The 12,410-nt window shown below is 70.0% G+C and carries 9 protein-coding genes and 1 pseudogene; 7 read left to right on the top strand and 3 right to left on the bottom strand.

The features are described from left to right. Nucleotides 1-59: 59 nt before the first annotated feature. Nucleotides 60-848, bottom strand: a complete 789-nt coding sequence (locus K0M70_RS11245) for a formylglycine-generating enzyme family protein (RefSeq protein ID WP_290781949.1) — start codon at nucleotides 846-848, stop codon at nucleotides 60-62. A 1-nt stretch (nucleotide 849) separates the two neighbouring features. Beyond that, on the bottom strand, nucleotides 850-2,361 hold the full coding sequence (gene nirK / locus K0M70_RS11240) for a copper-containing nitrite reductase (RefSeq protein WP_290781948.1): 1,512 nt from the start codon (nucleotides 2,359-2,361) through the stop codon (nucleotides 850-852). 243 nt (nucleotides 2,362-2,604) lie between these two features. On the opposite strand from nirK, the gene K0M70_RS11235 reads away from it, so the two are divergent. After that, on the top strand, nucleotides 2,605-3,801 hold the full coding sequence (locus tag K0M70_RS11235) for an alginate export family protein (RefSeq protein WP_290781947.1): 1,197 nt from the start codon (nucleotides 2,605-2,607) through the stop codon (nucleotides 3,799-3,801). A gap of 99 nt (nucleotides 3,802-3,900) precedes the next feature. On the opposite strand, the gene K0M70_RS11230 is transcribed toward K0M70_RS11235, so the two are convergent. Continuing rightward, nucleotides 3,901-6,003, bottom strand: coding sequence for a cytochrome D1 domain-containing protein (locus K0M70_RS11230; protein ID WP_290781946.1), 2,103 nt, complete (start codon nucleotides 6,001-6,003; stop codon nucleotides 3,901-3,903). Nucleotides 6,004-6,219: 216 nt separating this feature from the next. On the opposite strand from K0M70_RS11230, the gene K0M70_RS11225 reads away from it, so the two are divergent. The 6 genes and pseudogenes from K0M70_RS11225 to K0M70_RS11200 all read left to right on the top strand — a co-directional run. Continuing rightward, nucleotides 6,220-8,415 (top strand): TonB-dependent receptor, encoded by a 2,196-nt coding sequence (locus K0M70_RS11225; RefSeq protein ID WP_290781945.1) that lies wholly within the window; start codon nucleotides 6,220-6,222, stop codon nucleotides 8,413-8,415. 54 nt (nucleotides 8,416-8,469) lie between these two features. After that, nucleotides 8,470-8,715, top strand: a complete 246-nt coding sequence (locus K0M70_RS11220) for a DUF2249 domain-containing protein (RefSeq protein WP_290781944.1) — start codon at nucleotides 8,470-8,472, stop codon at nucleotides 8,713-8,715. After that, nucleotides 8,696-9,949 (top strand): hypothetical protein, encoded by a 1,254-nt coding sequence (locus tag K0M70_RS11215; RefSeq protein ID WP_290781943.1) that lies wholly within the window; start codon nucleotides 8,696-8,698, stop codon nucleotides 9,947-9,949. Before K0M70_RS11220 ends, K0M70_RS11215 begins: the two co-directional genes overlap by 20 nt. A gap of 24 nt (nucleotides 9,950-9,973) precedes the next feature. Then, entirely contained in the window at nucleotides 9,974-10,819 is an 846-nt protein-coding gene (locus K0M70_RS11210; RefSeq protein WP_290781942.1) for a chorismate mutase, read from the top strand. A 152-nt stretch (nucleotides 10,820-10,971) separates the two neighbouring features. Beyond that, nucleotides 10,972-11,499, top strand: a complete 528-nt coding sequence (fabA, locus tag K0M70_RS11205) for a 3-hydroxyacyl-[acyl-carrier-protein] dehydratase FabA (protein ID WP_290781941.1) — start codon at nucleotides 10,972-10,974, stop codon at nucleotides 11,497-11,499. A 2-nt stretch (nucleotides 11,500-11,501) separates the two neighbouring features. Further along, nucleotides 11,502-12,374: pseudogene (locus K0M70_RS11200) on the top strand (beta-ketoacyl synthase N-terminal-like domain-containing protein); the annotation flags it as partial. Nucleotides 12,375-12,410: the final 36 nt, after the last annotated feature.

Here is a 12,410-nt window from a genome sequence, read left to right as displayed (position 1 = left end):
AAGGCCCGGCAGGGGCAGGGCCAGCAGCAGCGCGGCCAGCAGGCGCCAGGTGAGCGGCATCATGGTTTCTTCCCCTTGGCGGGTGACGGGTCGCGCGCGCAGCGGAACCCCAGGTTGCGGGTGGTGTCGCGGCCTTCCAGCGCCGACAGCATCGCCACGCGCATCAGGACGGCGTAATTCTCGCGATCGTCCATGGACAGGGCGCCGGCGCCGCAGAAGCGCATCTGGTCGGGATCGCCCTGGTCGCGGTTGTCGCCCGAGACCAGCATGGCCGAGTGGTCCTCCACCCATTCCCAGACCAGGCCGTGCAGGTCCTGCACGCCGTGCACGTCGGCGGGCGAACGACCCACTTCGGGCAGGGCGCTGCCCGAAGGCACCGAGTACCAGGCCAGGATGCGTTCGCGCCAGGCCGGGTCGCTGCGGGCGTCGGCGCGGGTGGCGTCGGCCGCCGCGGCGTATTCCCACTCCGACCAGGTCGGCAGCCGCGCGCCCCGGGCTTCGCAGTAGGCCTGCGCGGCGAACCAGCTCACCTGCACCACCGGCTGCGCCGGCGTTGCCTGCGGGCCGGGATCGAGCGGGCCCCGCCATTTTTCGAGGTAGCGCGGTTCGGCGAACACGGTAGGCGCCTTGCCGCGCTGCCACTGCGGATGCCGCTTCACGAACGCCAGGTATTCGGCGTTCGTGACGGGCCGGCGCTGCAGTTCGAACGGGGCGACCTTCACGACGCCGCCGGTGTCCTCGTAGCGCAGCACCGAGCGGAATTCACCGCCCGGCAGCGGCGCCCAGCCGGCCTCGGCCCCCGGCAGCGCGGGGGCCAGGCAGAGCAACAGTGCCAGGGTGCGCCGCATGTCAGTGCGCCGCGCCTTCCGAGCGCTCCGTGCCGGCGCGGACCCTGGCCACTTCTTCCTTCGTGACCTGGCCGCCGCCGTTGCCCCAGCTGTTCTTGACGTAGGTGAGGATGTTGGCCACCTCGTCGTCGGTCAGCTGGCTCATCGGCGGCATCACCGAGTTGTAGTCCTGGCCGTTGACGGTGACCGGGCCGCTCAGGCCGTTGAGCACGACGTTGACCAGCGCCTCGTTGCCCTTGGCCAGGTAGTCCGACCCGGCCAGCGGCGGGAACACGCCCGCCATGCCCTTGCCGTCCGGCTGGTGGCAGGTGGAGCAGGTGCCGGCGAACAGCGCCTCGCCTGCCTTGACCTGGTCTTCCTTCGTCAGCGTGCCGGCCGCGAAGGCTGCGGCCGCGTCTGCCACGGGTGCAAGGCTGGCCGCCTTGTCGCCGAGGTAGGTGGAGTCGACTTCCTTGCCCGAATAGATTTCCAGGTTCGGCTCGCCCTCGACCTTCATGATCGCCAGCGCGCCCTTGTTGAAGGCGCGGAACAGCGAGTGGTCCACCAGCACGTAGCTGCCCGGCACTTCGGTGCGGAACTCGGTGATGGCGGCGCCGCCTGCCGGGATCAGCGTGGTCTGGACGTTTTCCTGGTACTTGGTGCCGCCTTCGAACCAGACCTTGTCAAAGATCTCGCCGATCACGTGGAAGCTCGAGATCAGGTTCGGGCCGCCGTTGCCCACGTACATGCGCACGCTCTCGCCGACGTTGGCCTTGAGCGCGTTGTCGCCGGTGAGCGCACTCTCCGAGCCGTTGAAGAGTACGTACGTGGGGTTTTCGTCGATCGCGCGCTGCATGTCGAACGGCGCGTGGCCCTTCTCGCGGTACTTGCTGGTGGTGTAGAAGTCGCCCTGCATCACGTAGAACTCCTTGTCCACCGCCGGCAGGCCTTCCGGCGGCTCGACCAGGATCAGGCCGTACATGCCGTTGGCCACGTGCATGCCGACCGGTGCCGTGGCGCAGTGGTAGACGTACAGGCCGGCGTTGAGCGCCTTGAAGGTGAACTGCGAGCTGTGGCCCGGGGCCGTGAACGTGGACGCCGCGCCGCCACCGGGACCGGTGACGCCGTGCAGGTCGATGTTGTGCGGCATCTTCGAATCGGGGTGGTTGTTGAGGTGGAACTCCACCGTGTCGCCCTGGCGCACGCGGATGAAGCTGCCCGGCACCGTGCCGCCGAAGGTCCAGAAGGTGTAGGTGACGCCTTCGGACATTTCCATGTCCACTTCCTTGACCTCCAGGTTCACCACCACCTTGGCCGGCGCGGTGCGGCCGGTGGCCGGCGGCACGAGCGGGGGGCTGGTCAGGATGGCGTTGATCGGCTCTCCTTGCGGCGGACCGAAGTCGCCGGGCGTGGCGCTGCCCGAGGTGTCCTTGGCGGCATCGCGCGTGTCCAGCGTGGCGTTGGGGTTGTCGCGGCCGCAGCCGGCGAGCGCAAGCGGGATCGCGATGGCGAGGGCGAGCAGATGGCGTTTCATGGTGGTGCTCCTGTTTCCAAGGTCGATGTGGTCGATGGACACAGCTTCCGGCCAAACCAGTGCGGGCGTTACTGATGTAGGTCAACCGGAACGTCGCCGGCCAGAGCATGCACCCATTTGCGCTGGAGCGTCTGTTCGGTAACCCGGGCCTTCTTCGCCGCGCTTGACTTGGCTCAATGAAGCCAACGCAGCCCTTGGCCAGCATGGGCCAAGGCCTGATCCGGGCCATCATCGGGAACCACCATGAAGCTTCGTTGTTGCATCGCCATGGCTCTGGCCTGCGGCGCCAGCCCGGCCGCCTTCGCCGAAACGGGCGACGCCGGAACGTGGACAGCGAACGTCCGCTACCGCCACGAAACCGTCGACGACGACGCCTTCGCGCGCCGCGCCGACGCCGACACCCTTCGCCTGCGCCTGGGCTGGAGCCGCGCGTTTTCGTCGGGATTTTCGATGGGCGTGGAAGGCGAGGGCGTGGCCGAACTCAACGACAACTTCAACTCCGGCGCCAATCGCCGGACGGCCTATCCGGTGGTTGCCGACGCACGCGCTCTGGAAGTGAACCAGGCCTGGGTGGGCTGGCGCGGCAAGACCGGTGGTGCGGTGCTGGGCCGGCAGCGCATCCTGCTCGACAACCAGCGCTTCATCGGCAACGTCGGCTGGCGCCAGAACGAGCAGACCTTCGACGCGCTGGCGCTCGACGCCAGGCCGTCCGACAAGATCATGCTGCGCTACTACTACCTTGACCGCGTGCACCGCGTTTCCGGCGACGAGGCCATCGACCCGCGGGCGCGCGAACGCGACCTGCAGGGCCACCTGCTCAACGCGTCCTGGACGCTGCCGGTGGGCACGCTGGTGGGTTACGCCTACCTCGTGGAAGACCGCGACGTGGCCACCGCGTCCACGCAAACCCTGGGCCTGCGCTGGACCGGCGCCCGCACCGTCGGGGCCAATGCCTGGGGCTGGACGCTGGAAGGCGCCACCCAGGGCGACCACGCCGACAACCCGCGCAGCGTGGACGTGGACTACTGGCTGGCCGAAGGCGCGCTCACGCGCTCGGGCATCACCGGCAAGCTGGGCTGGGAGCACCTGGGCGGCGATGGCACCAACGCATTCCAGACGCCACTCGCCACGCTGCATGCGTTCAACGGCTGGGCCGACAAGTTCAGCACCACGCCCGCCAATGGCCTCGAGGATCGTTACGCGTCGGTCGGCGGCAAGTTCGGCCGCGGCAAGCTGCAGGACAAGCTGGTCTGGACGGTGGCGTGGCATGACTACGCCGCCGACCGCGGCGGCGCCAGCTATGGCACCGAACTGGATGCGTCGTTGGGCTTCCCGCTGCCGGGTGGCCTGAGTGGGCTGGTGAAGGTGGCGGACTACCGCAGCGACGGTTTTGCGCGCGACACGCGCAAGGCGTGGCTCCAGGTGGAGTGGAACTACTGACCCTCAGGCATCCGGGTTGGCGCCGATGCCGCTGGCCGCACGAGAAAAAGGCCCCGCCGATGCGGGGCCTCTTTTTTTCACGGTTGCAGGGTGCAGGGCTCAGTAAACGTCATCGACCGTGTTGGTGATGTTGAACTTGCCGGTGGGCGTGATCAGGCGCGCGTCGTCGATCACCGCCTTCAGGGTCAGCGTCTTGTCGTCCACCACCACGATGGCCGAACGCTGGTCCTTGCCGTTCCACACCGAGAACCACACCTCGTTGCCCGCGGCGTTGTATTCCGGCTGCACCACCCGCTTCGGGCCCTCGCCCAGGTTCGCCCACTCGGCGATCGGCAGCACCTTGAAGCCGGCGTCGAGGTTGTTGATGTCGAACACCGCCACGCTCTGCGAAACCTTCGCGTCCGGGTTGAGTGGCGAATCCACCCACAAGTTGCTGGATTCGGGATGGGTCTTGATGAACAGCGAACCGCCGCCCTGGCCGTGCAGCACTTCCACCACCTTCCAGGCGAACTCGGCGTGTTTCTCCGGGTCGGTGCCGATCAGGGTGATGTTGTCGTTGCCCAGCGCCGACGTGCCCCAGACCGGGCCGTACTTGGGATGCACGAAGTTGGCGCCGCGGCCCGGGTGCGGGATCTTCTCCACGTCGATCAGGCCGACCATGCGCTGTTCCTTCGAGTCCACCACGGCGATCTTGTCGCTCTGGTTGGCAGCGGTCAGGAAGTAGCGCTTGGTCACGTCCCAGCCGCCGTCGTGCAGGAAGCGCGCGGCGTCGAGCGTGGTCACCCTGAGGTTGGCCAGGTCGCTGTAGTCCACCAGCAGGATGCGGCCGGTTTCCTTGACGTTGACGATGAACTCGGGGTGCTGGTGGCTGCCGACGATGGCCGCCACGCGCGGCTCCGGGTGGTATTCCTGCGTGTCCACGGTCATGCCGCGGGTGGAGACGATCTTCAGCGGCTCCAGGGTCGGGCCGTCCATGATCACGTACTGGGGCGGCCAGTAGCCGCCGGCGATCGCCAGCTTGTCCTCGAAGCCCTTGAACTTCGACGTCTCGATGGAGCGCGCCTCGAGGCCGATCTTGATCTCGGCCACGCGGTCGGGCATCGGCATCCACATGTCGATCAGGTCCACCTTGCCGTCGCGGCCGATGGTGTAGACGTAGCGGCCCGAATGCGAAACGCGCGAGATGTGCACGGCGTAGCCGGTCTTGATGATGTTGATGATCTTCTTGGTGTCGCCGTCGATGAGGGCGATCTCGCCCGAGTCGCGCAGCGTCACCGAGAACACGTTGGCCAGGTTGTAGTCGTTCATCTGGCGGGTCGGGCGTTCGGCCACCGGCACCAGCACCTTCCAGCTGTTCTTCATCTCCGGCATGCCCCACTCGGGCGGGCTGGGCGGCGTGTGCTGCAGGAAGCGCGCCATCAGGTCCACCTGGTCGGCGGAGAGTTCACCACCGGTGCCGAAGTTGGGCATGCCGCCGGGCGAGCCGAAGTTGATCAGCGCCTTGAGGTAGTCGGTGCCCTTGGCCTGGGTGAGGTCGGGCGTGAGCGGCTTGCCGGTGGCGCCCTTGCGCAGCACGCCGTGGCAGCCCGCACAGCGCTGGAAGAAGATGTCGGTGGCCTGGGCGAACTCGGCTTCGGTCATGTCCGGCGCGCCGGCGGTGCGCACCTGCTTGACGTCCGTGGCGGTGACCGTGCTCGGGGCGCCCTTGTAGGCCGCGACGGCCTGCGAGGTTCCCGGGTGCGCCTGGCCCTGGGCCGGGTCGGAAGCGCCCGCGATGGCCTTGCGTGCGGTGGCCACCTGGGCCGGCGTGAAGCGCACGTCGCTGTCGTTGAACTCGTCCATCACGTGGTTGAGGATGGCCGAGATGTCGGCGTCGCCCAGGTGGCTCATCGCGGGCATGACGGCGTTGTAGTCATTGCCGTTGACGGTGATCTTGCCGTTGAGCCCGGCCAGGACGGCCTTCAGGGCCGCCTGCGGATCCTTGGCGATCCAGTCCGAGTCCTTCAGCGGCGGGAACGCGCCGGCGAGGCCGGCGCCGTCGGCCTGGTGGCAGGCGGCACAGTTGGCGAGATAGGCCGCCTTGCCGGCTTCCTCCCCGGATTTCACCGGGCGCTCGTTCACCTGGTCGCTGGCGTTGGCCTGGGCTTGCGCCAGGCCGCTGCCGGCCAGTCCCAGCACCAGGGCAAGCGAAGAACTGATCATGGTTCTCTTCATTGCGGATTCCCCATCGAATGTGTGGACAGCCTGCGGTGGCAGGGCCACCGTCATCACAAGCTTGGGCACGCCTGATTTCGCTTCCCCTGATGTGCATCAAGCGGAGCCATCTTCGTCACACGTGACGGGCAGGTATTTGACGGGCGTCAAACCCGCGCCTTCGCAGGCTGTCGTAGGGTGGGCCAGCCCAAGCCCGAGGTGTCCATGTCCCATCGCATTCCCTGCCTGTTGGTCGCCGCTGTCCTGGCCAGTCCGGCCGCAGCGCTGGAGCCCAGGCAGCTCGACGCCGTGGTGGTGGTGGGCAGCCGCAGTGCCGAGCCGGTGAAACAGGTGGTGGGCACCGTCAGCCGCATCGACCGCGAGCAGCTCGAGCAGCGAGGCGTGCAGACCATCGAGGACCTGGCGCGGCTGGTGCCGGGCATGGACGTGGCGGCCGACCCGAACCGGTTCGGCGCCATCGGCTTCAACCTGCGCGGGCTGGACGGCAACCGGGTGAGCGTGGAGCTGGACGGCATCCCGATGGCCGACGGTTTCGGCGTGGGGCAGTTCGCCCTGGCCGGCCGCGACCTGGTGGAGCTGGGCATCGTGGACCGCGTCGAGGTGCTGCGCGGTCCGGCGTCCACGCTTTACGGCAGCAAGGCCCTGGCCGGCGTGGTCGCGTACTGGCCCCTGGACCCGGCCGAGGCCAGCTGGCGCGACGACGACCAGCGCCTGCTCACGGCCCTGCGCCTGGGCGCCTCGAGCCGCGACCACGGCCGCTGGCTGTCGGGCCGGCTGGTGGCCCGCAGCGCCGACGCGCGTTTCACCACCCTGGTGGCGCTGGGCCGCCGCGAGGGTGACGAGACCCGCAACAACGCCGACGATCCTGGCTTGGCCGCCAACCCGGCGGACTATCGCAACGACAGCGCGCTGGCCAAGTTCGGCTTCGACGCCGGCAGCGCCGGCCGCTGGCTCGCCACGCTGGAACAGGGCCGCGGCGAGCGCCGCACCGACGTGCAGTCGCTGCTGTTCGGGCCCGGCCGTTTCGCCACCACCTACGCGCTGGAGGCCGACGACCGCACCCGCCGGGACCGCGCCAGCCTGGCGGTCGAATGGCCCACGGTCGGCCCGATCGGCCCGGTGCGCGCGCTGCTCTACCGCCAGGACAGCCGCAGCGAACAGCTCAGCGACCAGTACCGCCTGGCCGACCGCGCCACGCCGTTCCCGTCCCAGCGCTTCCGCAGTTTCGAATTCGGGCAGGAAAGCCTGGGCCTGGAGCTCACGGGGCAGTGGCGCGGCGAGTGGGCAGGGCTGTCGCACTGGCAGGTGTTCGGCGTGGACTGGGTGCGGCACGACTATCGCGGCCTGCGCAACGGCAGCGAAACCAACCTGGTCACCGGCGCCACCACGAACGTGATCCTGGGCGAAGTATTCCCCCTGCGCGACTTCCCGAACTCGACGGCGCGCGAAGTGGGCGTGTTCTGGCAGGACGAAATCAGCCTCGGCAAGGGCTGGGCGATCGTGCCCGGCCTCCGCTGGGAATCGTACGCGCTCGACGCGAACCCGGACGCCGTCTGGTCCGCCGACAACCCCACCGTGCAGCCGGCGTCGCTCGACGACGACGCATTCACGCCCAAGCTGGGACTGCGCTGGAGCGGCGATCGCCTGACCGTTTACGGGCAGTACGCGCGCGGCTTCCGCGCGCCGCCGTTCGGCGACGTCAACATCGGCCTGAACCTGCCGGCCTTCAACTACGTGGCCCTGCCCAACCCCGACCTCAGGCCCGAGCGCAGCCACGGCTACGAGCTGGGCCTGCGCTGGAACGGCGAGGCGCTGCAGGCCAGCGCGGCGATCTACGAAAACCGCTTCGAGGACCTGATCGAATCGCGCGCCAACCTCGGCCGCAACGGCGACGGCCAGCTGGTGTTCCAGTCCATCAACCGCGATCGCGCGCGCATCCGCGGCGCCGAGCTCGAGGCACGCTGGGCGCTCGATGCGCTGTCGGACCACGCGCGCGGCGTGTATGCCGACCTGTCGGCCTCGTGGATCGAGGGCGACGACACCGCGCGAAACCAGCCGCTCAATTCGGTGCCGCCGCCGCGCGCCAGCCTTGCGCTGGGCAGGCTTTCCGACGACGGCAGCCGCGGCGCCGAACTGCGCCTGAGCGGCGTGCGCGCCGTCACCCGCGCCGACCAGACCGCCGGCGCGCTGTACCTGCCGCCCGGCTATTCCACCTGGGACCTGCACGCCTGGACCGACCTGGGCGACAACGTGCGCCTGAACCTCTCGCTCACCAACCTCACCGACCGCCGCTACTGGGACTGGTCGACGCTGCGCGGCCTCCCCGCCGGTGCCGCCGACGTTGATTTCTACTCGCGGCCCGGCCAAGGCGCGAGCCTGGGACTGCGCGTGGAATTCTGATCCGGGTTGACGAGGATCAGGGTTGATTCGCGGCGCCGGTGCTGGAATGCCGCCATGGACAACCCCACCCCGAACTTCCTGGACCTGCGCGACCTGCCTGCCCCCGAACCGCTGCTGCGCGCCTTGGCGGCCGTGGACGCACTGGCCGTCGGCGCCATGCTTTGCGTACTGACGCCGATGCGGCCCGAGCCACTGCTGGAGCACCTGCGCTTGCGCCGGCTCGCCCATTCGGTCGCGGCGCACGAGGGCGGTGGCTGCGCCGTCACGGTCTGGACCGAAGATGGCCCGGCTGTCGATTGAGCGCGGCCCGGACGTTGCCGAGCCGGGCATCTACCTGCGCAGCGTGCCGGCCTGGGGTGCGCTGGCAGGGCTGATGCTGCTGGCCGAAGGTCCGGCGCTGCTGGCTTCGCGCTGGTCGCCGGCGACGGTCGCGCTGGTGCATGTGTTCACCCTCGGCGTGCTGGGTAATGCGCTGTTCGGCAGCGTGCTGCAATTCCTGCCCGCGGCGGCCGGCGTGCGCGTGCCCATCGGTGGCAGGTGGGCGAAGGGCCTGCATGCCGCGCTCAACCTGGGGGCCGCCTGCCTGGTGGCCGGATTGTGGTGGTCATCGCCCGGGCTGAGCGCCGCGGGTGCCGCCGGAGTCGGCCTGGCCTTCGCCGGATGGGTCGTGGCGACGCTGCCGGGGGTGTTGGCCAAGGTGCACGGCAGCCTGCTGCATGCCGGCATTGCCCTGTCCCTGCTGGCGGCGCTGGCGACGGCGGCGATGGGCGTGCTGCTGGTGGCGGCGTTGGCGGGCGCCATCGAGCTGTCGATCCTGCGTTGGACCGACCTGCATGCCGCGACTGGTGTGGTGGGCTGGATGCTGGTGCTGCTGGTGGCGGTCAGCCGCGTGGTGATGCCGATGTTCCAAGGCACGCCTGAAGTGCCCGGCCGTATGCAGGGTGCCTGGCTGCTGTGGGTGGCGATCGGGCTTCCCGTGGCGGGGTTTGCGTGGATCCTGGCCGGCCGGAGGGAAGCGCTTGGGGCGCTGACGGCCGTCGCGATGCTGTCGCTGGCGCTTGGCGGACTGTGGCTGCAGCGGCGTGCGCGGCGGGTATCGGGTGCCACGCTCGGCCTCTTCTGGCGCATCGGCCTGGTGTCGCTGGCGCTGGCCGCGGTCGTGGCCTGGCTGCCCGGCGAGCGTGCGGTGCTGGTGGGCGTGCTGGTGCTGGCGGTCGGGCTGCCGATGCTGGTGCTGGGCATGCTGCTGGAAATAGGCGCCTTCCTCGGCTGGATTTCGCTGCACCGGCGCTGCGGCCGCGGCCTGCAGCTGCCTGGCGTGCAGACACTGCTGCCGCCCGCGCGGCGGCTGGTGCTGCTGCGGCTGTTCGCACTGGCCAGCCTGGCGCTGGTGCTTTCCACGCTGTGGCCCGATCCCGTCGGCACGCGGTTCGCCGGCGCGCTGGTCGTCGTGGCGTACGGCGCGCTGGCCCTCGCCCAGCGCGGCGTCGCCAGCGCGGTGCATGACTTCGCCGCCGCCCATCCGCCGCGCTGACGCGGCCCTTCCCCGGAGCACGCCATGACCCCGCAATCACCCCGGCTGGCGCCCCTGCGCCGAGGCATCGACCTGGTGGACGACGCGATGCTGGTGCTGCTGGCCGGGCGCCGCCGCCTGGTGGCGGCTGCGGCCACGGTGAAGCAGAGCGAAGGCCTGCCGGCGCGCGACGCCGAGCGCGAGTCGCGCATCCTCGCCCGCGGGCAGCGCCTGGCGCGACGCCTGGGGCTGCCGGCCGAACTCGCGCGGCGGCAGATGGCGCTGGTGATCGCGGAGGGCTGCCGGCTGCAGGGGCTTGCACCTGACCCCGGTCAAGGCGCTTCGCCCACGGGCGCCGGCATCCTTGCGTCCACCATGACCCAGACCGATACGACCCCGACCCTGCTGCCGCGCTTCCTGCTGCGCGCCTTCCCGCCGCCGGCACGCTGGGCGCCGCTGCTGCGGGGCTTGCCTGCTTCGTGGCAGGCGCGCGCGCTGGAGGCCGCCGTCGGCCATCTGCTCGCCGCGCCGCTGCGCGAGGGCCAGCTCGATTTCATGCAGGGCCGTCGCCTGGGCATCGAAGTGTCCGACCTGGGCTTGCGTTGGGTGCTGGCGCTGGAAGGCGACCGCCTTCGGGCCACCGGCGAACCGGCCGAGGCCACCGTGCGCGGCACGGCCACCGACCTGATGCTGCTGGCGAGCCGGCTGGAAGATGCCGACACGCTGTTCTTCCAGCGCCGGCTCGAGCTCACCGGCGACACCGAGCTCGGCCTCACCGCGCGCAACATGCTCGACCGACTGCCCTGGGAATCGGTGCCGCTGGGCGTGCGCATCATGCTCAACCGCGGCGCGCGGCTGGCCAGCGAGGCGCGCGACGCGCACCGGGGCTAGCCAGGCGCGGTGTGGTCGCGCCTGTGCGTCGCTGGCGTGGCCCATACCCTGGCGAATCGCTACGCCTGCGTACGGCGAAACGGGTTGATGCGAGTCAACGACGGCGACGCAAGGGAGTGAAAGCATCGCGCATTCCTTCACGGAGCCGAGCCATGAATGCCCTTGCTTCCAGCACCCACTCGTTCGATCGAAGCCAGCTGCTCGAATGCGCCAGCGGCACGATGTTCGGCGTCGACGGCGCGCGCCTGCCCAATGGCCAGATGCTCATGTTCGACCGAATCACCGAAATAAGCAGCGAAGGCGGCCGGCACGGCAAGGGCGTCATCCGCGCCGAGCTCGATATCCGCCCCGACCTGTGGTTCTTCGATTGCCACTTCACCGGTGACCCGGTGATGCCGGGATGCCTGGGACTGGACGCGATGTGGCAGCTGGCCGGCTTCTTCCTTCCCTGGCTGGGCGAGCCCGGGCGCGGCCGCGCGCTGGGCGTCGGCGAAGTGAAGTTCAGCGGCCAGGTGCTGCCGACGGCGAAGCGGGTGGACTACGAGATCGACATCCGCCGCGTGCTGCGCGGGCGCCTGTGCCTGGTGATCGCCGATGGCCGCATGAGCGTGGATGGCCGCGGGATCTATACCGCGCAGAACCTGCGGGTGGGCCTGTTCACGTCCACCGAGGGCCTGTGAGCATGCGCAAGGTCGCGATCACGGGCATGGGCATCGTGTCCTGCCTGGGCAATGGGCTGGACGAGGTTTCGTCGTCGCTGCGCGCGGGGCGCTCAGGCATCCGCCACCTGCCGGAGGCGGCCGCGCGCGGCCTGCGCAGCCAGGTCGGCGGTGCGCCCGAGGTCGACCTGGAGGCGCGCATCGACCGCAAGCTGCTGCGCTTCATGGGCGATGCCGCCGCCTATTCGTACCTGGCGATGCAGGCGGCGATCGCCGATGCCGGCCTGGACGATGCACGGTTGCGCGACCTGCGCACCGGGCTGGTCGCCGGATCCGGCGGCGGCTCGGCGCAGTGGCAGGTGGAAGCCGCGGACCTGCTGCGCGCGCGCGGCGTGCGCAAGGTCGGCCCGTGCATGGTGCCGCGCACGATGTGTTCCACGGTATCGGCCAACCTGGCCACCGCCTTCGGCATCCGCGGCGTGAGTTATTCCATCAGCGCCGCGTGCGCGACCTCGGGCCACTGCATCGGCGCGGCGGCCGACCTGATCCGCGCCGGACGGCAGGACATCGTGTTCGCCGGCGGCGGAGAGGAACTGCACTGGGCGATGAGCCTGCAGTTCGATGCGATGGGTGCCCTGTCCACGCAGCGCAACGACGACCCGGCCCGCGCCTCGCGTCCGTACGACGCGGGTCGCGACGGCTTCGTCATCGCCGGTGGCGGCGGCATGCTCGTGCTCGAGGATTACGAGCACGCGCGTGCGCGCGGCGCCCGCATCCACGCCGTGCTGGCGGGCTATGGCATCAGTTCGGACGGCGCCGCCATGGTGGGGCCGTCGGGCGAGGGTGGGGTGGGCTGCATGCGCATGGGGATGGAAGGCGGGGGCACGACAGTCGCTTAACTGAACCCCCACGGCACCTCCACGCTGCGGAGG

This window comes from Arenimonas sp., from assembly GCF_019459675.1.
Classification (GTDB): Bacteria; Pseudomonadota; Gammaproteobacteria; order Xanthomonadales; family Xanthomonadaceae; genus Arenimonas.
This window is presented reverse-complemented; position numbering and strand designations above follow the sequence as displayed.

Bases quoted from the DNA above. Each gene is read 5' to 3' on its own strand.
- K0M70_RS11245 (WP_290781949.1), bottom strand. From the start codon at position 848: ATGCGGCGCACCCTGGCACTGTTGCTCTGCCTGGCCCCCGCGCTGCCG.
- nirK (WP_290781948.1), bottom strand. From the start codon at position 2,361: ATGAAACGCCATCTGCTCGCCCTCGCCATCGCGATCCCGCTTGCGCTC.
- K0M70_RS11235 (WP_290781947.1), top strand. From the start codon at position 2,605: ATGAAGCTTCGTTGTTGCATCGCCATGGCTCTGGCCTGCGGCGCCAGC.
- K0M70_RS11230 (WP_290781946.1), bottom strand. From the start codon at position 6,003: ATGATCAGTTCTTCGCTTGCCCTGGTGCTGGGACTGGCCGGCAGCGGC.
- K0M70_RS11225 (WP_290781945.1), top strand. From the start codon at position 6,220: ATGTCCCATCGCATTCCCTGCCTGTTGGTCGCCGCTGTCCTGGCCAGT.
- K0M70_RS11220 (WP_290781944.1), top strand. From the start codon at position 8,470: ATGGACAACCCCACCCCGAACTTCCTGGACCTGCGCGACCTGCCTGCC.
- K0M70_RS11215 (WP_290781943.1), top strand. From the start codon at position 8,696: ATGGCCCGGCTGTCGATTGAGCGCGGCCCGGACGTTGCCGAGCCGGGC.
- K0M70_RS11210 (WP_290781942.1), top strand. From the start codon at position 9,974: ATGACCCCGCAATCACCCCGGCTGGCGCCCCTGCGCCGAGGCATCGAC.
- fabA (WP_290781941.1), top strand. From the start codon at position 10,972: ATGAATGCCCTTGCTTCCAGCACCCACTCGTTCGATCGAAGCCAGCTG.